Annotated in this window: 26 protein-coding genes and 1 tRNA gene; 15 read left to right on the forward strand and 12 right to left on the reverse strand. The window is 60.4% G+C overall.

Going from position 1 to position 24,040, the window contains the following annotated elements:
• Positions 1-35 precede the first annotated feature (35 nt).
• Complete coding sequence (locus tag IEW17_RS04980; RefSeq protein ID WP_188560921.1) at positions 36-458, reverse strand: globin family protein; 423 nt, start codon at positions 456-458, stop codon at positions 36-38.
• A gap of 384 nt (positions 459-842) precedes the next feature.
• A complete protein-coding gene (locus IEW17_RS04985; RefSeq protein WP_188560922.1) occupies positions 843-1,115 on the reverse strand; it encodes a hypothetical protein in 273 nt (90 codons plus the stop codon).
• A 125-nt stretch (positions 1,116-1,240) separates the two neighbouring features.
• Here IEW17_RS04985 and IEW17_RS04990 point away from each other — a divergent pair, with 125 nt between their 5' ends.
• The 7 genes from IEW17_RS04990 (at position 1,241) to IEW17_RS05015 (ending at position 6,058) form a co-directional block, all read left to right on the forward strand.
• A complete protein-coding gene (locus IEW17_RS04990; protein ID WP_188560923.1) occupies positions 1,241-2,032 on the forward strand; it encodes a DUF2490 domain-containing protein in 792 nt (263 codons plus the stop codon).
• A gap of 49 nt (positions 2,033-2,081) precedes the next feature.
• A complete protein-coding gene (locus tag IEW17_RS21225) occupies positions 2,082-2,216 on the forward strand; it encodes a hypothetical protein (RefSeq protein WP_262891822.1) in 135 nt (44 codons plus the stop codon).
• Positions 2,217-2,222: 6 nt separating this feature from the next.
• Positions 2,223-2,495, forward strand: a complete 273-nt coding sequence (locus tag IEW17_RS04995; protein WP_188560924.1) for a hypothetical protein — start codon at positions 2,223-2,225, stop codon at positions 2,493-2,495.
• 148 nt (positions 2,496-2,643) lie between these two features.
• Positions 2,644-3,120 carry a hypothetical protein gene (locus IEW17_RS05000; protein ID WP_188560925.1) on the forward strand — a complete coding sequence of 159 codons (477 nt, stop codon included), beginning with the start codon at positions 2,644-2,646 and terminating at the stop codon, positions 3,118-3,120.
• A gap of 214 nt (positions 3,121-3,334) precedes the next feature.
• A complete protein-coding gene (locus IEW17_RS05005) occupies positions 3,335-4,153 on the forward strand; it encodes an NADPH-dependent F420 reductase (protein ID WP_505668788.1) in 819 nt (272 codons plus the stop codon).
• Between the two features lie 485 nt (positions 4,154-4,638).
• The gene (locus IEW17_RS05010) at positions 4,639-5,580 is read left to right on the forward strand and encodes a phosphatase PAP2 family protein (RefSeq protein ID WP_188560927.1); all 942 of its coding nucleotides are present in this window, start codon (positions 4,639-4,641) and stop codon (positions 5,578-5,580) included.
• Positions 5,581-5,623: 43 nt separating this feature from the next.
• Positions 5,624-6,058 (forward strand): hypothetical protein, encoded by a 435-nt coding sequence (locus tag IEW17_RS05015; RefSeq protein WP_188560928.1) that lies wholly within the window; start codon positions 5,624-5,626, stop codon positions 6,056-6,058.
• A 499-nt stretch (positions 6,059-6,557) separates the two neighbouring features.
• Here IEW17_RS05015 and IEW17_RS05020 read toward each other — a convergent pair whose 3' ends face one another.
• Complete coding sequence (locus IEW17_RS05020; protein WP_188560929.1) at positions 6,558-8,117, reverse strand: flavin-containing monooxygenase; 1,560 nt, start codon at positions 8,115-8,117, stop codon at positions 6,558-6,560.
• 374 nt (positions 8,118-8,491) lie between these two features.
• Between IEW17_RS05020 and IEW17_RS05025 the strand changes: the two genes are divergently transcribed.
• The 3 genes from IEW17_RS05025 to IEW17_RS05035 all read left to right on the forward strand — a co-directional run bounded on the left by IEW17_RS05025 (position 8,492) and on the right by IEW17_RS05035 (position 10,485).
• On the forward strand, positions 8,492-8,728 hold the full coding sequence (locus IEW17_RS05025; RefSeq protein ID WP_188560930.1) for a hypothetical protein: 237 nt from the start codon (positions 8,492-8,494) through the stop codon (positions 8,726-8,728).
• A gap of 87 nt (positions 8,729-8,815) precedes the next feature.
• On the forward strand, positions 8,816-9,646 hold the full coding sequence (locus IEW17_RS05030) for a phosphatase PAP2 family protein (RefSeq protein WP_188560931.1): 831 nt from the start codon (positions 8,816-8,818) through the stop codon (positions 9,644-9,646).
• A gap of 227 nt (positions 9,647-9,873) precedes the next feature.
• The gene (locus IEW17_RS05035) at positions 9,874-10,485 is read left to right on the forward strand and encodes a peroxiredoxin-like family protein (RefSeq protein ID WP_188560932.1); all 612 of its coding nucleotides are present in this window, start codon (positions 9,874-9,876) and stop codon (positions 10,483-10,485) included.
• Here IEW17_RS05035 and pncA read toward each other — a convergent pair whose 3' ends face one another.
• Positions 10,486-11,112, reverse strand: coding sequence for a bifunctional nicotinamidase/pyrazinamidase (gene pncA / locus IEW17_RS05040; RefSeq protein ID WP_188560933.1), 627 nt, complete (start codon positions 11,110-11,112; stop codon positions 10,486-10,488).
• A gap of 256 nt (positions 11,113-11,368) precedes the next feature.
• On the opposite strand from pncA, the gene IEW17_RS05045 reads away from it, so the two are divergent.
• Positions 11,369-12,238, forward strand: a complete 870-nt coding sequence (locus IEW17_RS05045) for an SDR family oxidoreductase (RefSeq protein WP_188560934.1) — start codon at positions 11,369-11,371, stop codon at positions 12,236-12,238.
• Between the two features lie 32 nt (positions 12,239-12,270).
• Here the strand turns inward: IEW17_RS05045 and IEW17_RS05050 are convergent, their stop codons facing one another.
• From IEW17_RS05050 to IEW17_RS05065, 4 genes are all read right to left on the reverse strand, one after another.
• The gene (locus IEW17_RS05050; protein ID WP_188560935.1) at positions 12,271-13,020 is read right to left on the reverse strand and encodes a hypothetical protein; all 750 of its coding nucleotides are present in this window, start codon (positions 13,018-13,020) and stop codon (positions 12,271-12,273) included.
• Positions 13,021-13,077: 57 nt separating this feature from the next.
• A complete protein-coding gene (locus IEW17_RS05055) occupies positions 13,078-13,629 on the reverse strand; it encodes a GNAT family N-acetyltransferase (RefSeq protein WP_188560936.1) in 552 nt (183 codons plus the stop codon).
• A gap of 180 nt (positions 13,630-13,809) precedes the next feature.
• On the reverse strand, positions 13,810-14,241 hold the full coding sequence (locus tag IEW17_RS05060) for an organic hydroperoxide resistance protein (protein ID WP_188560937.1): 432 nt from the start codon (positions 14,239-14,241) through the stop codon (positions 13,810-13,812).
• Positions 14,242-14,409: 168 nt separating this feature from the next.
• Positions 14,410-15,915: a malate:quinone oxidoreductase gene (locus IEW17_RS05065; RefSeq protein ID WP_188560938.1), complete on the reverse strand. Its 1,506-nt coding sequence runs from the start codon at positions 15,913-15,915 to the stop codon at positions 14,410-14,412.
• A 131-nt stretch (positions 15,916-16,046) separates the two neighbouring features.
• Between IEW17_RS05065 and IEW17_RS05070 the strand changes: the two genes are divergently transcribed.
• Together IEW17_RS05070 and IEW17_RS05075 are read left to right on the forward strand one after the other, a co-directional pair.
• Positions 16,047-17,132 carry an asparaginase gene (locus IEW17_RS05070; protein ID WP_188560939.1) on the forward strand — a complete coding sequence of 362 codons (1,086 nt, stop codon included), beginning with the start codon at positions 16,047-16,049 and terminating at the stop codon, positions 17,130-17,132.
• A 127-nt stretch (positions 17,133-17,259) separates the two neighbouring features.
• A tRNA-Ser gene (locus IEW17_RS05075) sits at positions 17,260-17,347 on the forward strand.
• A gap of 63 nt (positions 17,348-17,410) precedes the next feature.
• Here IEW17_RS05075 and IEW17_RS05080 read toward each other — a convergent pair.
• From IEW17_RS05080 to IEW17_RS05090, 3 genes are all read right to left on the reverse strand, one after another.
• On the reverse strand, positions 17,411-17,845 hold the full coding sequence (locus tag IEW17_RS05080; protein ID WP_188560940.1) for a hypothetical protein: 435 nt from the start codon (positions 17,843-17,845) through the stop codon (positions 17,411-17,413).
• Between the two features lie 137 nt (positions 17,846-17,982).
• Positions 17,983-18,477 carry a PIN domain-containing protein gene (locus tag IEW17_RS05085; protein WP_188560941.1) on the reverse strand — a complete coding sequence of 165 codons (495 nt, stop codon included), beginning with the start codon at positions 18,475-18,477 and terminating at the stop codon, positions 17,983-17,985.
• A gap of 3 nt (positions 18,478-18,480) precedes the next feature.
• Positions 18,481-19,842 carry an AAA family ATPase gene (locus IEW17_RS05090; RefSeq protein ID WP_188560942.1) on the reverse strand — a complete coding sequence of 454 codons (1,362 nt, stop codon included), beginning with the start codon at positions 19,840-19,842 and terminating at the stop codon, positions 18,481-18,483.
• Between the two features lie 136 nt (positions 19,843-19,978).
• Between IEW17_RS05090 and IEW17_RS05095 the strand changes: the two genes are divergently transcribed.
• Positions 19,979-21,415, forward strand: a complete 1,437-nt coding sequence (locus IEW17_RS05095) for an MFS transporter (RefSeq protein ID WP_188560943.1) — start codon at positions 19,979-19,981, stop codon at positions 21,413-21,415.
• A gap of 75 nt (positions 21,416-21,490) precedes the next feature.
• On the forward strand, positions 21,491-22,009 hold the full coding sequence (locus tag IEW17_RS05100) for a DinB family protein (RefSeq protein WP_188560944.1): 519 nt from the start codon (positions 21,491-21,493) through the stop codon (positions 22,007-22,009).
• A gap of 215 nt (positions 22,010-22,224) precedes the next feature.
• Here the strand turns inward: IEW17_RS05100 and IEW17_RS05105 are convergent, their stop codons facing one another.
• Positions 22,225-23,892: an amidohydrolase gene (locus IEW17_RS05105; RefSeq protein WP_188560945.1), complete on the reverse strand. Its 1,668-nt coding sequence runs from the start codon at positions 23,890-23,892 to the stop codon at positions 22,225-22,227.
• Positions 23,893-24,040: the final 148 nt, after the last annotated feature.

Below are 24,040 nucleotides of genomic sequence, written 5' to 3' on the forward strand. Positions count from 1 at the left end.
TAAGCCACCGCGCCGGTTGTGGTCAGCATGGTCAGCTAGGCCGCCAGCAGCAGCTCCGCTTCGTTGCGGTGCGTGCGCACTGGCCGGCGGGGCCGGGCCAGCTGCCAGTGGGCCAGCATGGCGGCCCGGTTGAGCACGTGCCCCTGGGCCTCGGCCGCTCCCGCCCCCTTGAAGTATTCGCTGAAGGTGTGCCGTAAAAGCGTGCACCAGCGCTCAAAATGCGAAGCGACTGCTGGCGGGAGGCGTTTCCGGTGGGGCGGCTGGCCGAAGTAGCAGGTGCCGGTCAGGGCCTGCTCCCACCAGGCCTGCTCCGTGGCCGTGGCGTGGCGGGAAGCTATTCGGCTGACCGCAAAGGCGGGTCCCAGCACGTCATCGGCGGCAATCTGCGCGGTGAAGAGGCTGGCGAACTGCCGGCGATGCGCCGGGGTTTCGAGCGGAGACAGGGCACGGACTAGCATAACGCGGTAGCAGTAATAGATGCGAAATTGGTGAGCCGAAGCGCTAAAGAGGAACGGGCGGTGCGGCGACCTTAGCACGCGGCGACCACGTCCGCAACCAGTGCCAGAAAAGAGCCGCCAAGCCTAGCACCAGTTGCAAAGACCCAACGGCCGGCGTGCTCAAGAGCGTTGGATTAGTAGGGTAGGGAGGTGCTTTCTTATTGGAAAGATAACAATATAAATATAAATAGATGTAATTTCGTAAACAGTAACGACCATCAACTGACTTAATGATTTTGGTCATGGCCCTGATTTGCGGGCCAACCCTGGAATTTTTGGTTTGTTGGCGTGATACGCCAGTCCATCGTTCAGCAGCCGTTGTGCTTCACCCGGGCCGGTAGCTACTCAGCAGCCACAGCTAAAATCGGGGTAATCAGCGTAGGCCGGGGCGGCTTTGTCATCGAGCCGGATGATATGGTCAAGCCGGATTTCTTCGCCCGATTTCAAGCGCATAAACTCCACCTTATCGTGGATGAAGAAGGTGTCAATCACGCCCGAGTCCAGGCAGAGTTGGCGCAGGTCGTTGAAGTACTGCAGGTCTACCCGGCGGCGCTGAGTCGCGGCGGCTTCCAGTTCGTCGTAGAAATGGCAGTCGATGGGCTGATAGTCGGTATTCATGAGCTGGGCGACGAAAAAGAACGTGAAGTTGGGCGCTACCGGTCGCGCAGTGAATTAAGGAGTTGGGTAAGGTGCGCCGCGCAGAACGCGACAACCCCAGGCCGCTGACGGACGTCTTACCGGGCATGCGGCAGTTTACGGGTTTGGTTTCGATAAGTCTGGTTCTGGGTTGCGGGCAGGCCGCTTCCGGCCAAGCAGCGCGGGTACGTGATACCAACCAAATTGGCTGGTTTGTGTACGAAGGTGACCACCGCCTGGGCCGCCGCTGGACGCTGCACACCGAGTACCAGTGGCGCCGCGTGTACTTCATTCGGGATGCGCAGCAGTCCCTGGCCCGGCTGGGCGGCGCGTTTCAGCTGGCCCCGCGCGTGAGCGTGGGCGGCGGCTACACTTCGCTGATTACGCACCCCTACGGCGACTACCCCACCGCCGACACGGGCGTGCCCTTTCCCGAGCACCGCTTCTACCAGGACGTGCAGCTCCGCGACACGCTGGGCCGCGTGGTCCTGGAGCACCGTCTGCGGCTGGAGCAGCGCTGGCAGGGCCAGCTGGCCGAAGGCAAAGGCCGGGTGGTGCAGGCCTGGGAATACCAAAACCGCATCCGTTACCAGCTCAGTGCCACGCTGCCGCTGCAGGGGCCTCGGCTCGACAACCGGGAGTGGTACCTGACGGGTTTCGACGAGGTGTTTCTGAGCTTCGGCCGCCGGGTGGGAGCCAACGTGTTCAACCAGAACCGGGTGGCGGGCGGCGTAGGTTATCAGTTCACCGACGACTTTCAGGTAGCAGTGCTGTACCTCAACCAAATCACGCAGCACGCCGACCCTGAGTTAATTACGGGCCTGCCGGTGTTTGAATTTAACCACGGCTTCCGGCTGAATGTGAACTACAACCTGCCGCTGATGAAAGCGCGTAAGTAAATTCTGCGCTTTTTATATATTGCTGCCCCACCCAACCCGCCCCATTTTCATGTCCTCTTTCGTGCCCTCCGAAACCGCTAAGCTTGAGCTCAACCTCGAAGCCAATTCCTTCTCCATGACGCTCGGCGCGGTCCCGCAAAAGCCCTACGGCCAGCGCCTGATGTTCTACGAATTCAAGCCTTAGGAGACCGTGAAGGCCCAGCACGGCGCGAAGCTGCGCTGCAAAATCTGGGAAGCCGAAGCCGCCCTGCGGATGCTGGAAAATAACCTCGACCCCGCCGCCACCCTGGAACACGGTCGCATTTTTATCGATGTTTCCGCTGATTGTTGTGGGGGGTTTACCTCTTTGCGCGAAAATTGCCGGCCAAAGGATAGGCAGAAGTGCTTCGCTTGTTGCCGTGTTCCTTTGGTTCCTTTGAGCACGGTTGACAAGCCCCAGTCGCGTGGTGCTGCACAGGGTTGAATTGCCCGGTGAAAGGCTGCGAGCTGCAGGAGCCACCGAAGAACCTGCATACACATTGGCCCGATGCCGCAATTATTTGCCACGGTTGTCGTTCTGATAATGGTGCGTTTCCTTCGGCTGTTTCTGCGCAATTTTACCCTCAATTCTCATGGCACGTTTACTGACCTTGGCCCTGCTCACTGTCAGCACGCTTGTTCTCACCGAGTGCCGCAAGGCGAGTGAGCCCGCACCGGCAAAGCTTCCGGAACGGGAAGTATTTTTAACAACCCCCGGCTGGAATATCAAGGGTTACATCGAGGTCATGACCACTCCTGCTGGCGTGGTCACCAGCACCGATTTTCTGCCTCTCTTTGACCCGTGCTTTTCCGATGACCTCAACCATTTTAATGCCGACCGGACTTTTACCATCGACGAGGTGCCGGTAAAGTGCAGCATCACTTACCCGAGCGGCGCTACCTGGGCGTTTGCCTCAGACGAAACGGAGTTTGTTTTCAACCCCGGCCAACCCGGAGCTAAACCCACCCAGATTCTGACCCTGACGGCAACCACGTTGTCCTATTCAGACACGACCATTGAGCCCGACGGAACCAAGCGGGTGGTAATCCGCACCTATTCCGCGAAGTAGAGAAGCCGCCAAGCCCGCAAGCGACCGCCCTGGTGAAGTAATGCGCCTGCCGTTTTACGCCAAAGGCCTGCCGGTATACGGCACCTTGGGCTTCGTTTTCCGAGGGCCGCCTGCTGGCAGTGGCGCTCTACGGCCCCTGCCAGTGCCGCGCGATAGCAACAGCTTTGCCGGCAGCGGTTGACGGCGGGTCTTTGGCTGCCGCTCGATTTAGCCGCTGTTCGCCAAGAAAAAGCAAGTTACCGGCGCGGCTGTTCACTTACTTGCGGCAGCAGTTCGCTGCCGGGCAAACCACTCAAAATTTCGCATTATGAACATTGGAATCATCGGGGCCGGCCACATCGGCAGCGCCCTCGCCGTGCGGCTCGTCAGCTTCGGCCATTCGGTTTATATCGCTAACTCCCGCGGTCCCGAAACGCTGAAAGACGTGGCCCAGAAAACCGGAGCTACCCCCGTTACGGCCCAGGAAGCGGCTCGCCACGGCGAAATCATCGTGGTCACCATCCCGCTGAAAAACATTCCTGACCTGCCCAAAGACCTGTTCGCGGGCGTGGCCGCCGACGTGCCCGTCATCGACACGAGCAACTACTACCCCATGCTGCGCGACGGCCACATGCCGGAGCTGGAAACCGGCGACCTCACCGAAAGCGAGTGGGTGCAGCAGCACCTGGGCCGCCCGGTGGTGAAGGTGTTCAACAACATCTACGCCGACCACCTCCAAAACAAGGGCCTGCCCGCCGGCACGCCCGGCCGCATTTCCCTACCCGTGGCCGGCGATGATGCCGCCGCCAAGCAGAAAGTAATGGCCCTGGTCGAGGAGTTGGGCTTCGACGCCGTGGACGACGGCAGCCTGCACGAGTCGTGGCGGCAGCAACCCGGCACTCCGTCCTACGGGGCCGACCTGCCCGCCGACAAGCTGCGGGAGCACTTCGTCAGCCTCGGCACCCAGCGCACCGAGGCCCAGCACGCCGAGTACTTGGCCAACCATGCCAAGACGGAAGAGGCAATGGCGGCGCAAGGCATCCAGCTGAAGTAGCCAGCTGCCGAATAACCGGCTAACCAAAACGCCATGTCGCGCGCCATCAAAGCAGTTCGCGGGCCCAGCTAATCCAATCGTTTGGAATAGTTGCAGCCCGCGAAATGCCTTGGCTACGCTCGGCATGGTGTTTTTTGTGCCTAATGCGGTAACCTCAGAAGCTGGCAGAAGCAGCGTTTTGCTGCCCCTGCCAGCTTTTCAGTCACTCGGGTGTAATTCAAAACTACGCGCTGCCCTTTTCATCGGTCATCGGTACTGGCCTCTACGCATAGCTGAGGGCATCAGACACAGGTTCGATTTTCCTGCTTGAAGAAGAGCCGCGTAGTTTTGAATTACACCCTTTCGGATGCAATGGTCTTGGGCATTGTGGTGCGCCACCTGCCGCCGCTGAAACAGGAAGTAGCGGCGCCACTGAACAGCTAGCCCACCCGACGGCCGCGTATCTTGCTGAGGCTGGTTTGGTAACTGGTTGATTGCACCAATTTATGAAGCATTGCCCTACGCTACTCCTCGCCGGGGCTTTATGGCTGAGCACCGGCCCCGCCGCCCGCGCCCAGCAGGCCCCCTCGCCCTACACCACTCGCTTCTCCGTCGAGGCCCCCATCACGGCCGGGCTGCTGGGCCTTAGCGCCACTGGCCTGCTGCTGGTGCAGCACAAGCGCACCGCCACCGATGCTGACCTGGCCGCTCTTGACCGCGCCAATATCCCGGCCCTCGACCGGTTTTCGGCGGGCCGGTTCAGTCCGCGCGCCCAGCTCGTGAGCGACGGTTTTTGCTACGGCACTCTGGCGCTGGTGCCCGCCCTGCTGGCCTTCCAGTCCAACGTGCACGGCCGCTACGGGCAGGTGGCTGGTCTCTACCTCGAAACCATGAGCAGCACGGCCGCCCTTTTCACCCTCACCGTGGGCACCGTGTACCGCTACCGGCCCTACCTCTACGGCCCCGAGGGCGGCGAGCTGCGCCACGGCCCCGTGGCCACCGACTCGTTCTTCGGCGGACACACCGCCCACACCGCCACGGCCACGTTCTTCGCCGCCCAGGTTTTTCACGATTTCAACCCCGGCTCCAAAGCGCAGCCTTACGTGTGGGGCGTGGCCGCCGCCGTGCCCGCCGTGGTGGCCTACTTCCGCGTGCGGGCCGGCAAGCATTTCCTGTCTGATAACCTGGTGGGCTATGCCGTGGGGGCTACCGTGGGCGTGCTGGTGCCGCGCCTGCACCGCAACGACACCGTGTTCGACCCCGCCCTCGTGCCCCCGCAGCGCTTCCGCGATTCGGCGGTGGGCGTGGGGGTAGGGGCGGCGGTGGGCTTGGTGGCGCTGCATTTCTACAAGCGGCTGCACGGCACGGGCGTGTCGCTGGGGCCGGTGCAGGGAGCAAACGTGAACGGCTACGCCTACGGCGGCGTGCGTTTTACCAGGGCGCTGTAGACCGGCCACGGTGGCTAGCTTCGTCAATGCGTTATTTCGCAGCATGAATAAGCTGAACTTGTTGTGGATGATACCGGCCTTTTTCGTCGGATTCGGCACTTTCTGGTGCTTCATCATCAAGGTGCTGTCCTTGCTGGCGTGGGGGCGTCTGGCCGGCGAATACCTGGCCTCCGACCCAGCGGGCCTGCCGGTGCAATTCCGAATAGCCAGGGCCAAGCTCGGGGTGGTTTCTTATAATGGGGTGATTAAGGCCGGGGCCTTGCCGCAGGGGCTGGCGTTGCGGGTCGCCTGGCTGTTTCAGGTGGGCCACCCGCCCCTGCTGATTCCGTGGCAGGCCCTCGCGCCCATCCGCACCCGTAAAATTCTCTGGACAACTTATTATTCCACTACTATTCAGGTGAGCTCGGGCCAGGTCGATTTCCAGTTTTCCGACCCGGAGTTGGTGCAGGCACTCCGGTCCTGGCTGCGGGTTGAGTAGCTCCGACCACACGGGTAGCCCCGCCAACCCGCGCATTGGCCCCGCAAATCGGCTCATGCATCCCGCAAACCCGTTCGGGGGGCACAAATTGGCTAATGGGCCTTGTTTCTGCTAAAACACAATGCGCGAACCCAAACACGCTGTTTTGGCTCGGCCTTCGCCCCAGGAAGCTCCGCCCTACGCTAGCCCTGGCCGGGGCTGTGCGGTTGAGCAGCCGCCCGGCCACCACCTACAGCTTCTCGTCGCAGTGCCGGCAGAGTTCCGCGTTGGGGCGGCCGTTGTTGGACGGGTGTCGCCCTACCGGGTACGCCCCCGCTGGGGCGGGTGATTTATGCTCCGCAAATTGGCCTAGCCCAGTTTCACGAATAATGAACGGGGTAGAGACGCGACCCTTCGCGTCTCGGCGTTGAACGGTTTGGGGTGTTGACGACGCGAACGCCGGGGCACGAAGGGTCGCGTCGCTACACCAATTGGTACACCGTTCACAAAATATTTCTAACTAAGCCATTACCTCCGACTGCAGCTTGTGCACGATGCCCTGCAGCTGCTGATTCCTGGGCAAGGCGCGGGCCAGCATCTGCAAGCCGCCCAGCTGCCGCTCGTTGAGCGGGGTGGGCTGGCCGCCGTTGTAGTAGCGGCTGGCGGCCACGAAGCGGGCCAGCGCATCGGGGCGGCTGCCGTGGCCTTCGATGCGAAATTGCGCCGGGACCAGGAGCCCAAAAAATAGCTCCCAGGCCAGGTAAGGGTACTTATCAAGGCTGGGGGAAACGTCAAGGTCGTGCGAGAACATTTCCAGCGTTTCCTGGCTCGTGGTTTCCTCCCGGTACTGCTTAGATTCCTCGTATTCGTCCAGGCCCCGGCGCATTTCGGCCAGTGAGGGCAGGGCGTGGTGGCCGCTCCAGCAGTCCGCAATCCAGCGGGCCTGCAGCTCCACGGTGGGGAAATAGGAGCCTATCTGCGCAAACAAGCCCATAAAAGCAAAATTGGGCAGCGCCGGGTGGAAGGTGAAATGGTGCAAATCGAGGTGCTGGCGGTCGGCGTGTACGGCCTGCCGGATATCTTCGCTCAGAAAGGGCAGGTTCAGGTCGTAGCCCGTGGCCAGGACAAGGCTGTCGGCGGGCACCTTCTGGCCGTCGGTGAGCACGGCCCCGTTCGTGGTGAAGGTGCGCACGCCGGGCACGGCCCGGATGTGGCCGATGGCCAGGTCGTCGAGGTAATCCTGGCACTGCGCCACGCCAGCTTCCAGCAGGTCGTCGGATGGGCGCAGGCCCCCAAAGTCGGCCGGGTTGCCAAAGCTCTCCAGAATGAACTGCTTCAGGCCCGCCGCCGCCTGCTCGGGCGGCAGCGCCTGGTTGAGGTAGGCCGCGAAGCGCGTGAACACCGACTGCTCCACGGGCATGCCCTTCAGCAGCTTGCGGATGATGTAGCGCGGCTTGCGGCAGGACGAAATCACGGTGGTATCGGTGTTGCGGGCCAGGTCGCTGGCAATTTCGAGGCCGCTGATGCTGTTGCCCACCACCAGCACCCGCTGCCCGCGAAAGTCCTGGCGGCCCCGGTACGCGAATGAGTGCACCACTTTGCCCTCAAACTGGTCGAGCCCCGGCGTATTCGGAAAACGGGGCTTGTTGTAGCGCCCCGAGGCCACGATAACGTGCGAAAACTCTTCCGTATGCTGCTTCCCGGCCGCGTCGGTGCTCACCACAGTGTAGCACTTTGCCGGCCCCCGCTTGATTTGCTCCACGCGGGTGTTCAGGCGCAGGTAGGGCTCCAGGCCAAAGTGTTGCGCGTAGGCCGTAAGGTAGGCCAGCACTTCCTGGTTGGTCGGAAACATCTGCGTGCCAGCCGGATAGTCAAAATCCGAAAATGACATCTCGACGTGGCAGGATTTGGCGTGCATTTCGGGCCAGACGCCGCTGTGCGCCGCGCCTTGGTTCCACTGCCCCCCAAGGCCGCTGCTTTGCTCGATAACAACTGGAGTTTGCCCGTCCTCCAGCAATGATTTGGCCGCGGCCAGCCCGGCCGGCCCGGCCCCGATGATGGCAACCGTCATTTTTTCCATGACTATAGATACTTAAGTTGTGAAGTAATAGACCTCGCGACATCCCGATACGAGCGCGGCAGCACAAACCCGATAATCAGCTTCAAGTAGCTGCGGAAATAAGACACTTAACATTTAATATTAAATATACTTAATATTTTACAATATTATCCTGACTGTAGCTTTGATAAACCCAACGGTACAGCTAATGCATTGCTCCTCAAAAGGCTGTTTTGAAGAGTGCGAAATTATTGGTATACTCTTAATAGAAGGCTAAACGCTTGGTTCACTTAACCCAGGTCTTAAGGGATGGGCCGACGTGCCAAACAATCGGGTGATTTCTCATACCGGCTGAATTCGGGCGGCGGGTGCGGGCGTTGGGGCCGGGCTTCTACGTGCTGAGGCTCGGTTTCCACGTAGCGTTTCTGCGGGTGCGCGAGGGCGGGGCCGTGCAGCTGGTGCATTCATCCTACGTGGGCCTCGGGGCGGTGGTGCGCAAAGCCGCCGACATCAGCGAAGCCCTGGTGTCGAACTACCGGGTGGTGGGCAAAGTATCGGTCGATGACGTGCTGGTGCGCCGGTGGCTACCGGGCGAGGTGCTGGCCGTGCACGGTGCCACCGTGAAGGGGTGAGTTGAGCGCGGAAGGGCCCGGTCAGCCCGGCACAAACCCTGGTTTGCTGTCTGCCGTTTCAGTTTTATTCCCACCACTGATTATTTCATGAAGTTAATTTCCTTACTCATTCTGTCCGGGGCGTTGCTCCTGACGTCGGGTCCGGCGGCAATCGCGCAGCAGGCTCCTTCGCCCTATCATACCCGCTTCGCCGTTGATGGACCCATCGCATTGGGCCTGGGAGCGGTGAGCGTTTTCGGCTTGTACCGGGTGCAGCAAAAAAGTGGCCTCAGCAACATTGAGCTGGCTGCTCTCAATAAAAACGACATACCGAGCTACGACCGTTTCGCCGCGGGCAAATACAGCGAAACGGCCCAGACCACCAGCGACTTGCTGTGCTACCCCACGCTGGTCATAGCCCCCGGCCTGCTGGCCCTGAACCCGGCCATTCGCAGTCGTTACGGCCAGGTGGCCGCCCTCTACCTGGAAACCATGCTGGCGACCGATGCCATTTTTACCACCACGGTAGGCAACGTGTACCGCAGCCGGCCCTACCTCTACGGCACGGAGGGCGGCAATGGGCGCTCCGGTAAGATTGCCACCAACTCGTTTTTTGCGGGCCATACGGCGCATACCGCAACGGCTACTTTCTTCGTGGCCAAGGTCTTTCATGACTTCAACCCCGGTTCGTCGGCCGAGCCATTTATCTGGGGCGCGGCGGCCGTGTTGCCCGCCGCCGTGGCCTACTACCGCATGGAGGCGGGCAAGCATTTCCTTTCCGATAACATCGTCGGGTATGCCCTGGGCGCTACCATGGGCATTGTGGTGCCCCAGCTGCACAAGAAAACTTCCGGTCGGGGCCTATCGCTGATGCCCATGCAGGGCCAGAACGTGAACGGGTTCGCCTATTCCGGCCTGCTGCTCACTAAGCGGCTGTGAGCTAGGCAATGCCTGTTTGACGCTTCAGCTGAGGACGTGCTTTAGCAGCTGCCCAGTCCCAATCCCAGCAACGTGCTGGGTAGGGGAAAAAGAAAACGTTTTTTCCTGTCACAAGCTAGGCTGAAGGTGGTTGCGGCATTGCTTAAACCCTGCCTGCCAATCCTGATTGTAAGGGCCAGCCGGTGGGTGCGTCAGCCCCAGGGTTCAACAAAACATTGCCTTAACTTATGAAAAACGTATTCCGTGCCGTCATTCTCGGTAGCCTGCTGACTGCCGTTGCCCCGCTACTGCACGCCCAAACCCCACCTCCTGCCTTTGCGGCTACGGGGCTGGCCGTCGGCGAAACTGCGCCCTTGTTCCGGGCCAAGGACGCGGCCGGCCGCGAAGTCAACCTCCAGCAGCTGCTGAAAAAAGGGCCGGTGGTGCTGTATTTCTACCGGGGGCAGTGGTGCCCGTTCTGCAACAAGCAGCTCAGTCAGCTGCAGGATTCGCTGCAGCAGCTCACCGCTAAAGGGGCGCAAGTGGTGGTGATATCGCCCGAAACGCAGGACAACATCGGCAAAACCGTGACTAAGACCAAGGCCAGCTTCCCCATTGTGCACGACCAGGATTTTGCCATCATGAAAGCCTACCGTACGGCCTTCACCGTGCAGCCCGACGTGGTGACCAAGTACAAGGGTTTCGGCGTGGATTTGCTGGCCGCCAACGGGGCCGATGCCGCCGTGCTGCCCGTGCCCGCCACTTACATTGTGGGCCAAAACGGCAAAATAAAGTACGTGTACTTCAACCCCGACTACCGCCGTCGCGTGAGTGTGAAAGCCGTAGCTGCCGCGCTCTAATCAGGCGCTGAATTCGGTATTTAGCAACGAGGGGCTCGCCACCAGGTGAGCCCCTTTGGCTTTCAGGTCGGCCAAGGCGGCTGTAAATCCTTCGGCGCTGATGGCGCGGGTGGCATCGGTGATAACGAACGTGGTGAAGCCGGCTGCCAGCGCATCCAGCGCGGAGTAGTACACGCAGTAGTCGCCGGCCAGGCCGGCCACGTACACGTCGGTTATCTGCCGGCCGCGCAGGTAATCGGCCAGGGCGGTGCTTTTGCGGTGGCCGTTGTCAAAAAACGCGCTGTAGCTGTCGATTTCGGGATTGGTGCCTTTGCGAAAAATGGCTTCTACGCGCTCGGTGTGCAGGGCGCCCGCCAGCTCGGCCCCAGGGCTGGCCTGGGTGCAGTGGTCGGGCCAAAGTACCTGGGGCAAGCCGTGCAGGTCAATCTGCTCAAACTGCGTTCGGCCCGCGTGGCTGCTGGCAAAGCTCTGGTGACCAATTGGGTGCCAGTCCTGGGTAGCCACTACCAGGTCAAACAACGGTTGAAGTGAATTCACCAGCGGGATAACGGCGTTGCCATCGGGCACGGCCAGCCGGCCACCGGGCAAGAAGTCATTCTGAATATCGATGAGCAAAAGCGCTTTCATAGGGAGGGAAAGGTGGGAGGACGCAGTGGGAGGAAATAAAAAGGAGGCGAACAGTATAAAGCACGTCATGCTGAGCTTGTCGAGGCATCTCGCTCGGGCCGTCCGGGTCGCTCAACGAGGCGAGCGAGATGCCTCGGCTGCGCTCAGCATGACGGTCACTTAGTTTTTTTGAATTCCTGAACAGCTTTAACAGCTAAAACCAAGCATTGACCGGGTGGTTACGTTTACGCAGCTACAAACTTTTCGCTACGTACTCATGCCCAACCTTCAGAATCAAGTTGTTCTCGTGACCGGTGCCACCTCCGGCATTGGCAAAGTAACCGCCACCGAGCTGGCTAAAATGGGCGCGCACGTTGTGCTATTGGCCCGCAATCCCGAAAAAGCCGAAGCCACCCGGCGCGAAATAAGGGCGGCTGCTGGCCACGACCGGGTCGAAATCCTGCTCGCCGACCTTTCCAACCTGAACCAGGTGCGCCGGGCCGCTGCCGAGTTTGCCACCCGCCACGCCCGCCTTGATGTGCTGGTGAACAACGCCGGGCTCATTTTTGGGTCTGAGCGCCAAGTGTCTGCCCAAGGCAACGAGATGGGGGTGGCCACCAATCACCTTGGCCCGTTCCTACTCACGGCGCTGTTGTTTGAGCAGCTGCGGGCCAGTCCAGCGGCCCGTATCGTCAATCTGGCCTCGGCGGCGTACCAGTTTGCCAAGCCCCAGTTGGGCGACTTTCAATCGGAGCGTGACTACAACGCCCTGCGCGTATACGGCAACACCAAGCTCTACAACATCATGTTTACCCAGGAGCTGGCCCGCCGCCTGCGCGCCCACGGCATTGCCAACGTCACGACGAACGCGGTACACCCCGGGGCCGTGGCCAGCAATTTCGGCGATAGTGCCGGCGGCTGGCTCAGCAAGCTCACCCAGCTCGCCCGTCCCTTCATGATTTCGGTGGAGAAAGGGGCGGAAACCAGCATTTTCCTGGCATCCGCACCCGAGGTGGGCAGCACCAGCGGCGGCTATTTCGCCAAGAAAAAGCCCGAGCCGGTGAAGCACGCCTTCAACACCCCCGCGCATGCCCGGCAACTGTGGGAAATGAGCGAGGCGCTCACGGAGACCCGCTTTCTGAGCTAGGGCTACTGGAGCAAGCCGGTTTTTGGCCGCCTCTATTTACTGGGTTCGGGGTCCACGGCGTTTAGCACGGCCACCCAGTCGGCCTCGGTTTTAGGGTTGTGGGCAGCGCTTTTCAGGAGGCCGGCCAGGGCCGGGGCTGCCGCCTGCAACGCCCTGAGGCTGAGTTTAACCGGTAGCAGCTTGGCCTCGGGTGTGCGCAGGTAATAGTCCAAGTAGTCCTCAATCACGTCGGAACGCGGGCCGGTGCTGTAAGCCTCCGGTTGGCCCGCCACCTTCAGGATTTTGGTGTAGTGCTTGAGTAAGGTATAGCGGCCGGCGTGCAGCACCTCCACATAGTCGGGGCGCTCTCGGTCCAGGGGCGCTTCCACGAAGCGGCGGAACTGGCGAAGCCGGGCCGGGGCCAGGCCCGAGGCCGGCTCCGTGAGCACAAAGCCGGTCACCCGGGCATCGTCTAGCTGCAGCGAATCGGTGGCCCGGCCCGGGGAGCGCATCAGCAAGCGGTGGCCCAGTACGTCGTATTTAAGGGCAATCGGAACCAACAGTAGGTTGTTGGTCAGGCGAAGCTGGGCCGGCAGCCAGCGCGTATCGGCGTAAGGCGAGCCCACTGTGCCTTCGCCGAGGCCGTGGGGTAACACAGCGGGCATACCACTGGTTAGGTCGCGCAGGTTGGAAATGCCGGCCGCCCCCTCCTGGCCAGTGGCTGCGGACTGGGCCCGCGCCCGGGCCCCGGTGAGAAGCAGAGCCAGTAGGAAAAAGACAGGGGAAACGTAGGGACAGCGCATGGCAATGAGGTAGAATGGCCGGCTAATATACACCGGCGGCACCATTGGCCTACGCCGTTAAGCAGCAGGCACGGCGGGATTCAGCGCCCGCCACTCATCCTCCAGAATACCCATTTCGATGAGCGACCAATAGCCGTCGCCGTGGCGCACCACGTCGCGCATCAGGCCTTCCTGCTGAAACCCGCACTTGAGGTAGCAGTTGATGGCCGGGTGGTTGAAATCGTACACGCCTAAGCTGATGCGGTGCAGCTTCAAGTCCTCGAACCCGATGCGGAGCAGGGCCTTCACCATGCCCTGGCAGATGCCGCGCCGGCGCTCGGTGGTGTTGCCCACCAGCACCCGCGTAATGCGCCCGGCCCGGTCGCGCTGGCTGATGCCGCCCAGCGAAATGTGGCCCACGGTGACGCTCGTTTTTGAATCTACCGCTTTGTAAATGAATACGTCCGGGTCGTTGAGGTTGTTGGAGCCTTCCACGTACCACGTCAGCCCGGCCTCGCTCAGCGGGTACGAAAACATGGAGCCGCTCCACTCTTTCATGAGCCGCTCATCGTCAACCCATTCCATTAGTTGCGTAAAATCGGCGGTGGTGAAGGGTTCTAGTTTAATCATCAGCGCGGCAAGGTTAACTTTATAAATGGTGGTGAATAAGCCCGCAAGTTAACAGGTAAGCGGCCGTATGGCCGGGCTTGTTCTGGCGGCCATAGCCAAAAAACCGCCTCAAAATACCCGCTGGGTTCCAGCGGGCACTTTGAGGTGGAAGCTGGCCTCAATAATTTGCCAGCGGCTGGCTTAGGCGTTGGTCGTCGTGCTCAGGTTCACTTCGATGTTGCCGCGCGTGGCCCGCGAGTAGGGGCATACCTGGTGGGCTTTGGCCACCAACTCCTCGGCTTGCTTCTGGTCGATGTTTGGAATGTTTACGCGCAGGTCCACCTCGATGCCGTAGTGCTCGCCGTCTTTGCCGAAGCTCACGTCGGCTTCCACCGTGCTGCCGGAAATGGGGGTTTTGCTCAGGCGGGCCACCAGGTTCAGCGCGCCATCAAAGCAGGCCGAATAGCCGGCGGCGAAGAGCTGCTCGGGGTTGGTGGTATCGGCTTTGCCGGGGCCGCCCATTTCCTTGGGCGTGCTCAGGGGCAGGTCGATAACGTTGTCGGAAGAAATGGCGCGGCCGTCGCGGCCACCGGTGGCTGTGGCCTTAGCCGTGTACAAGCGTTCGATGCTCATCGTGTTAAGAATTAAGGGTTATTGGCTGTTTCGGAATAGCAAACCAGGATTAATTGCGCAATGTTTAATTGTGCACAATTAAGCAAGCACAACACAAATAAACAGTTGATTATCAAGTATAAATTTTTTGTGTGCAGCCGCTTACTCATTCAGAAAAGCCCAGCGCGCTCAGGTATCCAGCCGCAGAATTCGCCGACTACGTTCGCGCACGGCCGTCGTAAGGGCCGCATTTTGGGCCAGCTGTTGTCCGAACGAAGGCACCAGCTCCCGCAGCCGGGCCTGCCACTCGGGCGAGGCGGCGCGTTCGGGAAAGCACTTCTGCACCAGTTCCAGCATGATGGCCACGGCCGTGCTGGCCCCCGGCGAGGCTCCCAGCAATGCGGCAATGGTGCCATCGGCGGCCGTCACCATCTCGGTGCCAAATTCCAGTACGCCGCCCTGCTTCTTGTCTTTTTTAATGACCTGCACGCGCTGGCCGGCCATTTCGAGCTGCCAGTCGGCGGGGTCGGCTTCGGGGTAATATTCGCGCAGGGCGGCGGTGCGCTCCTGCGGCGATTGCAGCACCTGCCTGATGAGATAGCGCGTCAGGCTCAGGTTGCGAGCCCCGGCATAGAGCAGCGGCCGGATGTTGCCCAGCTCGATGGACCGGAACAAGTCAGTGTACGAGCCCTGCTTCAGAAATTTGGTGCTGAAACCGGCGTAGGGACCAAATAGCAGCTCTTTGCGCCCGTTTATCTGGCGGGTGTCGAGGTGGGGCATCGACATGGGCGGCGAGCCCACGGCCGGCTTGCCGTACACCTTGGCCTCGTGCCGGGCAATCACGGCCGGGTTCTGGCACTTCAGCCACTGCCCGCTCACGGGGAAGCCGCCAAAGCCGTTGGCTTCCGGAATGCCGGACTTTTCGAGCAGCGGCAGCGACCCACCGCCCGCCCCGATGAACACGAAGCGGCCCCGCACAATGCGGGTTTCGCCCGAGGCCAAATCCTGCACTTTCAGCCGCCAGATGCCGTCCTCTTTCTGCCGGAAATCCTCCACTTCCTGGCCCAGCTGAAAATGAACGTCCGGCGTCGTCTTCAGCTGGTCGAACAAGGCCCGGGTCAGGTTGCCGAAGTTGACATCGGTGCCAATGGGCATGTAGGTGGCGGCCACCGGCTCGGCGGGGTCGCGCCCGGTCATCACCAGCGGAATCCACTGCGCAATCCGGGCCGGGTCAGTGCTGAATTCCATGCCTTTGAACAGCGGCGAGTGCAGCAGCGCGGCGTGGCGCTTGCGCAGGTACTCCACGTTGGCCGCGCCCCACACAAAGCTCATGTGCGGGATGGTGTGAATGAAGGCCGTGGGGTCAGGCAACAGCCTTTCCTGCACCAGCGAGGCCCAGAACTGCTTGCTCAGCTCGAATTGCTCGGCAATCTTGTCGGCTTTGGAAATATCAATTGAGCCGTCGGGGCGCTCGGGCGTGTAGTTCAGCTCGCAGAAGGCCGAGTGGCCGGTGCCGGCGTTATTCCAGGCATCGGAGCTTTCGGCGGCCACAGCGTCGAGGCGCTCGTAGCCGGCAATGGTGAGGGTAGGGTCCAGCGCCTTGAGCAGCACGCCCAGCGTGGCGCTCATGATGCCGGCTCCGATGAGGATGACGTCGGCAACAGGTTTGGCGGGGGAGGAGTCAGTCGGAGTCATAAAGGGATGAATTGCTAGCGAGCAGTACGGCCCACAGGTACCGGGGGCTGTTTGTTGGACGAAAAAAAGCCGGCCTACCTTGCGCCTCCTTCCGCTTCCTACTCGCTTCCCACTCGCCGCAATCCCACTCCATGCCTGACCTCGCGCTGCCCTTGCTGCCCCTGCCCACCCGCGCCGACCCGGCCGATGCCACGGCCGCCCGGCTGCTCATCATTTACACCGGCGGCACGGTGGGCATGGCCGTGAACCGCAGCGGCGGGCTGGTGCCCATGCAGTTTGGCCGGCTCGACCGCAAGATGCCGGAGCTGGCCCGCCTGCCGTTCCGGCTGGAGCTGTTGAGTTTGCCGGCCCTCATCGACAGCAGCAACGTGACGCCCGCCGACTGGCTGTACCTGGCCCGCCTCATCGAGAAGCATTACGCTGATTTTGATGGATTTGTGGTGCTGCACGGCACCGACACCATGGCCTACTCAGCTGCCGCCCTGAGCTACGTGCTGGAGCATTTGGGCAAGCCCGTGGTCTTTACCGGGGCGCAGGTGCCGGTAGGAGCCAGCCGCTCCGATGCCCAGCGCAACCTCGTCACGGCCCTCGAAATCGCGGCGGCGCGCTACCCCCGGACCCGCACCGTGCGTGTACCCGAAGTATGCGTGTTTTTCAACGATGTGCTCATCCGGGGCACCCGGGCCAAAAAGGTGGAAAGCCAGCAGTTTGCCGCCTTTAAAAGCGAGAACTACCCGCCGCTGGCCCGTGCCGGCATCAGTCTGGAATTCGCCGATAAAAGCATCCGGCTGCTGCCCGGTGCCCACCTCAAGGTGCACACTCACCTCGAAACCGGTGTGGCCGTGCTGCGCCTGTTTCCCGGCATTACGCCGGCCGTGGTGAGTGCCATTCTGGGCATACCGGGCCTGCGGGGCTGCGTACTCGAAACCTACGGCTCAGGCAACGCGCCCACCGCGCCCTGGTTCCTCGACTGCCTGGCCGAGGCCCGCCAGCGCGGCGTGTGGCTCCTCAACGTGAGCCAGTGCGAGGAAGGCCGCGTGGTGCAGGGCAAGTACGAAACCAGCGCTCACCTTGCCGAGCTGGGCATTGTGGGCGGCGACGACATCACCACCGAGGCGGCCGTGACCAAGCTCATGTTCGTGCTGGGCCTCGGGCTGGATGAGGCCCGCACCCGCGAGCTGCTGAGCCAGGACCTGCGCGGCGAAATCACGCCGTGAAAAGAGTTATGAGTTAAAAGTTAGGGGTTATAAATTACGCTCGCTCACTTTTTTCAACTCATAACTTTTAACTCATAACCCATAACTCCTCTTCCCGCCCTATCTTTGCCCCACCAACCACCATCCTTGAGGGGTGTCCGAGTGGTCGAAGGAGCACGCCTGGAAAGTGTGTATAGCCCAAAAGGTTATCGTGGGTTCGAATCCCACCCCCTCAACAAAAAGCCCGTTTCCATCATGGAAACGGGCTTTTTTATTGATTAATGGGTGTGTAAGCGTGGTTATTCAGCCGTCACTTCTGCTACGGTCAGCTGGGCGCGGATGGCATCGGCGGGGCGCGCAAAAGTGACGGTCTGGTTGCGGCTAGCTCCGGGGGCCATGCCGCCAAACCGGCCGGTAGTGGTGTCCAGGGCCTGGCCCTGAGCGTTGTAGTACGTCACGGTGTAAGCGCCGCCAATGACTTCGGCTACGGTGGCGCGGTTGGTGAGAATAAAACTGTAGCTGCTGGGGCGTAGTGCTATCTGGGGGACAATCAGGCTCCGCATGTTGCGCAGCTCGTAGCGCAGCAGCTCACGCACCAGGCGGGCGTGTTCGGGGCCGCGCAAACCGGCCTGGCGGTAAGCAGCGGGGCTGTCGATGGTGGCAATTCCGGTTTGAGCGGCGGCGGGCAAAGTAGCAAAGGTGGCGGCCGTGAGGGCCAACAATAATCGGGTCATAGGCGGAAAGAAATAGAAAATTTCACTCCGCTAAGATAAGGCCGCTACTTCGTTGCAAAACTTCTTGTGTATTCCTTTGTCGTATCTCACCAAGTCGAAGCAGCTTAGCCAACAATTAAAGAACGACTGCGTGACTACTAATTTCTGCGCAAACGTGTCATCTCGGCGGGGCACAGAAATTCGACCTGTACGCCTTGGCGACTGAGTGCGGCATGGTGGTGATGCCAGTCGGTATCGGTGGCGTTCACCACTGGCGGCTTGGCCGGATGCGTGAGAGCGGCTGCAACAAATTTGCGGTCAGACAGGTCAAAATCGGCCAATTCTGAGGCTTTGGGATAAGCCGCGAAGCTGCCATCGGCATCTAGTACCAGCGTGACCTGCTCGCAATGCTGCGGGTTGTAGGCTGCCTGCTCCCAAATCCAGCGGAAAAACTGGTCGCCTGTGCCGGGTTGCCCGTGGGGGCTCAGGTGGCGGCGGTACTCGGTGAGGATGTGCTCGGCATCATCCAAGACCAGTATTTCACCCGCAATGAGTCGTTCGAGGCGCTCGATAGCGGCCACTACGCAGGCGGGGCTAGCATCCGACTTGCCATTGGCCACTATGGCCACGTTGGTATCGATGAGGTAGCGCATGGCTTACTGCTGCTGCATTTTGCGCTTCATCTCGGCTTTCATTTTGGCTGCCGCTTCCTCAAAGGCGTTGCCGAAAAAGCCCGCCGGCCAGTTGCCAATGTTGCCGTACTCATCCAGCTCCAGTGTGGTTAGCTCTGAGCGGCCTGCCTTGATGGAAGTGAAATAGAGCTTGATGGTTTCGGGGTCAATTGATTTTTCGGGATTCAATGTGAACTCGGCCATGCGCCGTTGCAGGCGCTGCAATAGGTGCTCGCTGTGGCTTTCGAGCACAATCTGAACCTTGCGCCGCTTGATAGCATCAATGAACACATCGGCCAAACCCGCCTGAACTGCAGGATGCAAATGAATTTCGGGCTGCTCCAGAATTACCGTGCTGCCCTCCGGCACATAAAACAGCAGCACCAGCACCGGTAAAATCTGCGACACGCCAAAGCCTACATCCGTCAGAAACACGCTCGCCGATTCGGCCGTCCGCTGAATCCGCACTTCGTATTCCTTGCGATTTGGCGCAATGGGCTGCACTTTGAAGGAATAGATTAGGCCCAACTCTTTTAGCCAGTGCGCAACGTGTTCTTCGACGGTGCGCTTGGGCTGGTTGGAGCCCATATCGATGGTGGGGCCGTCGTTGCGTGAGGACAGGAGGGCGGCTACAGCGCGTTCGCCCCGGTTGCCCACACCTTGAGTTTGTTCGCCAGCCCAAGTGTAAAGGCGACTTGGATATTCACGAAGCGGACCTAGATAGAAGATTTCAGTGAATAAATCTTCCAGTTCATAAACCCAATCTCTTCCTCTATCTGGGACCATCTGATAAGGCACATCATGAGGTAGGACATAGAACTTGCTTGGAGTTGTTAGTATGTCTGATTTGAAGTTTTGTTCGCCTTTTACAGCATATGCTTTATAGACTGGAGTTCCTTGAAGAGATTCATGAGAATACCGGACCCCCAGTATTGACCCTTCTTCTTCATACTTAAAATCTACTAACTGTACTCTGTCATAAGCCCAAACTACTTCCGCTGTGAACTGCACATAATTCCATTTATTTTCTATGAATACACCTGGTTGTATGTCGTAAAGTAAGTTTTGGTGCCTCCAATCAAGCTCAAAGCTAAGTTGACCGGGTTCTGTGTGTTGATGCAAAATATCATACATCGTCCCCAGGTCCACATACGACTTATCATCCCCCAAATGCAGTACCCGCGACCTATCCGACGATTCCACTGTCTGCTTCAGCATCAGCAGGAATTGTAGGATGCTGGATTTGCCCGACGAGTTGGTGCCGAAGAAGCCAGTGAGGCTGCCGAAGGCAATGTCGCCGGTGTCCTGCCAGGACTTGAAGTTTTGGATGCGCAGCTTTTCTAACATGGGGCAAAGGAAACACAGAAGCCGGACAACCCCGCCGCGCCATAACAACGCCTGCAATCGGTCCCCTTGCCCAACCTGAACCCTAAAAACCCGTTACCTTCCCCGGCACAACCCTTCAGCCCACATCCCATTCCTTATGACCCCATCATCGACGCTTCCCCCCGCCGCCGGGGCCGTGGAAAAAGACAACAAGCGCATCACCACCGGCTGGACGTTTTACGACTGGGCAAACTCGGTGTACCCGCTGGTGATTACGAGCAGCATTTTCCCGATTTACTGGGGCAGCGTCACCAAGGACATCAACCCCACCGACATGGTGGATTTTCTCGGCTTTCAGGTGCCGGGCTCGTCGCTGCTGACCTACGCTATTTCGGCGGCTTTCCTCCTCATTGCGCTGGTGAGCCCGTTTCTGACGTCGCTGGCTGACTATTCGGGACGCAAGAAGCTGTTTCTGCAAATTTTCTGCTACCTCGGGGCCGCCAGCTGCGCGGGGCTGTATTTCTTCACCAAGGACACGCTTACCATGTCCACGTTCATCTTCATCGCGGCTACGGTGGGCTTCAGCGGCAGCATTGTGTTCTACAATTCCTACCTGCCCGAAATCAGCAGCGAGGAGAAGTTTGACTCGCTTTCGGCGCGGGGCTTTTCGATGGGCTACATCGGCTCGGTGCTGCTGCTGGTTATCTGCCTGGGCATTATTCAGGGCCCCGAAATTATGGGCGGGCCGAAGGGCGTGGCCCTGTTCGGCATGACGACGGGGGAAGCCACCCGGTTCAGCTTTTTGCTCACGGGCATCTGGTGGGTGGGCTTTGCCCAGATTCCCTTCTTCACGCTGCCCGCCGATGCCGGCCGCCCCGCCGATGCCCCCACCAACAACGACGGTTGGGTGCTCAATGGCTTCCGCGAGTTGGGCAAGGTCTGGAACCAGCTCGAAGGCCTGCCCAACCTCAAGCGTTTTCTGCTGGCCTACTTCACCTACAACATGGGCGTGCAGACGGTGATGTACGTGGCCACCATCTTCGGCGACAAGGTGCTGAAGCTGGAAAGCACCGCCCTCATCATCACCATTTTGCTGCTGCAAATTGTGGGTATTCTGGGCGCGTACCTGTTTGCCAAGCTCTCGGAGCGCATCGGTAATACGCGGGCGCTGAGCTACGCGGTACTCATCTGGATGCTGATATGCGTGGCCGGCTACTTCGTGCAGGCCGGGTGGAGCTTTTATGCCCTGGCCGCCGTCATTGGCCTCACCATGGGCGCGGTGCAAAGCCTTTCGCGCAGCACCTATTCCAAGATTATTCCGGAGAATACGCCTAACTCGGCCGCGTTCTTTAGCTTTTTTGATGTGACGGAGAAGCTGAGTATTGTGATTGGCACGGCCGTGTTCGGCGTCATTGCTCAGGTTACGGGTTCGATGCGAAATAGCATTCTCTCGCTGATTGTATTCTTCATCCTGGGGCTGTATTTCCTGCTGCAGCTGCGCGGCCGCAAGCTGCGCGAAGACGTGGCCCCGGCGGTGCTGCCCGGCCCGCCCGCAGCATCGGCGACGGTTAGCACGCCGTCCACGAGAAAGTAACCCGGGCCGGCGTGCGTCTCCCACTCTGCATTGCCTCCGCAAAAGCGTAGGATACTACTTTATCAAACCCATCCGATGCACACATCTTCCCTTCAGCAAAACATTCTCGCTGAGCTCGACCACGAGCTGGCCATCACCCGCAAAGTGCTGGAGCGCGTGCCCTACGAGCACGCCGACTACCAGCCGCACCCCAAGAGCATGAAGCTGGCCACGCTGGCCGCCCACATCGTGAACCTGCTGGCTTTCAAAACGCTGTTTGTGCAGGCTGATTCCCGCGATTTTCTCGACCAGAGTGCGCCCAAGCCCGGTCCCACGCCCACCAGCAGCCAGGAGCTGCTGGAACGGTTTGATGCCTACAGCGCCACCCTGCGCAAAGCCCTGCAGGAAAGCGACGACGAAAAGCTCACCCATAGCTTCCAACTGACCCGCGGCGAGCAGGTGCTCATGGACCGCCCCAAAGCCGCTGCTCTGCGCATCATGGGCCTGAACCACAGCATCCATCACCGCGGCCAGCTCACGGTGTATTTGCGCTTGCTTGATGTGCCGGTTCCCGGCATCTATGGCCATAGCGCCGATGAGCCCGGCGGATTTTAAGGGTTCCGTTTCTCGAACCCGAGTCTGTCATTGCGAGCGCAGCGAAACAATCCGTTCTCTCGCAATGACCAGCCCTGAGTTGTGACAAACCTGTTTTAAAAAGCGAAAAACCCCGACACAAAGTAGTGCCGGGGTTTTTTATGTCTTAGAGTGGGGCGCAGTGAGAGGACGGATTGCCGCGCTATGCCGCGCTCCACTCGTACTGACCGGCGATGCTACTTGGCTTTAAACACCAGCTTGCCGGCAATCCAGGTTTGCAGCACGGGGGCGTTGCGTAGTTGCTCATTGGGCGCATTGAGCAAATCGGTGCCCATTACCACAAAATCGGCCAGCATGCCGGGCTTTATTTGGCCCTTACGCTTTTCCTCGAAGCCGGCGTGGGCGGCCCAGGTGGTCATGCCGCGCAGGGCGTCGGGCCGCGAGATGGCGTTTTCCATTTGAAATCCGTTTTTCGGAAAATTCTTGGCATCCTGCCGGGCCACGGCCGAGTGGAAGCCGAACAGCGGGTTGATGTCTTCCACCGGAAAGTCGGAGCCCAGCGCCAGCTGGCCGTATTGTTTCAACAGCTCGGCGTAGGCATAGGCCGTTTTCAGCCGCTCAGCCCCTAGCCGCTCGCCGGCCCAGTACATGTCCGACGTGGCGTGGGTGGGCTGCACCGAAGGCACGATGCCGAACTGCCCGAACTTGGGCATGTCGGCCGGCGTCACGACCTGGGCGTGCTCAATGCGCCAGCGGCGGTCCTTCTGGCCTTTCAGCGCCTCGCCATAAATGTTGAGGATGATGCGATTGGCCGAGTCGCCGATGGCGTGGGTATTCATCTGGAATTTCGATGCGGCCAGCTCCTTGGCCAGGGCGCGGTATTCCTTCGCAGTTGAAAGCAGGAAGCCGGTTTCCTTCGGCTTATCAGCATACGGCCGCACCAGGCAGGCCCCGCGCGAGCCCAGCGCGCCATCGGCGTACACTTTGAAGGAGCTGACAGTGAGCTGGTCGGTCAGAATCGGGCCGTTCTTTAGGTAGAAGGCGCGGTTGCTGGCCGTGGGGTTTAGCATGGCGTAGAGGCGCAGCTTGAGCTCGCCCTGCTGCTGCAAAGCGGCCATCTGGTCGATGTCGGCTTTGTCGAGACCGGCATCGGCGAGGCTGGTGAGGCCCACGGCCAGGCACAACTGCTGGGCTTGCAGCAGCAGGCGGGCGGTTTCGGCGGGTGTGGCCTCGGGGATTTTGCTGCTCACCAGGCGGGTGGCATTGTCCACGAGCAGGCCGGTGAGGCGGCCCTGCGCGTTGCGCGTGATGGTGCCGCCGCTGATGGGCGTGCTCACCGTGACCCCAGCCAAATCAAGCGCCTTCTGGTTGACCACCGCGGCGTGGCCGTCCACGCGGGTGAGGAGCACCGGCACGTCGGGAAACAGCTGGTCGAGCGTGTCCTTGGTGGGAAACTGCTTGGTGGGCCAGTCGTTCTGGTCCCAGCCGCGGCCGGTGAGCCAGGCGGCCTGCGGGTACTTTCGGCGGTTTTCCTGCAGCCGTTGAATAACTTCTTTCCAGGAAGTGGTGCCCACCAAATCGGCGCTGGGCAGGGCCAGGGCGTAGCGGAAGAAGTGGCAGTGCGCGTCGTAGAAGCCCGGGTAAACGAACTTGCCATCAGCATCCACCTCCTGCGTCGCGGTGAAGCGCGCCTTGAGGTCGGCGGCGGAGCCCACGGCCACAAACCTGCCATCTTTCACGGCAAAAGATTCGGCCTTGGAAAAGGTCGAATCGACGGTGTAGACGGTGGCGTTGGTTACCAGCAGGTCCACAGCTTCGCGCTTGGGCTGGCAGCTGGCCAGCAGGCCAAACGCCAGGAGTGGGGCGGTGAGTTTCTGGAAAAGAGCAGAGGAGAATTGGGTCATGCGAATGAAGAGGAAGCGAACAAAAAGAATGTCATGCCGAGCGTAGCCGAGGCATCTCGCGTGCAATAGTAACTCGACTCAAAAAAACGTCATGTTGAGCATAGTCGAGGCATCTCGCGTGCGGCAGTAACCAAATCGTTTGCGACCA

Source organism: Hymenobacter frigidus (assembly GCF_014640435.1).
Classification (GTDB): Bacteria; Bacteroidota; Bacteroidia; order Cytophagales; family Hymenobacteraceae; genus Hymenobacter; species Hymenobacter frigidus.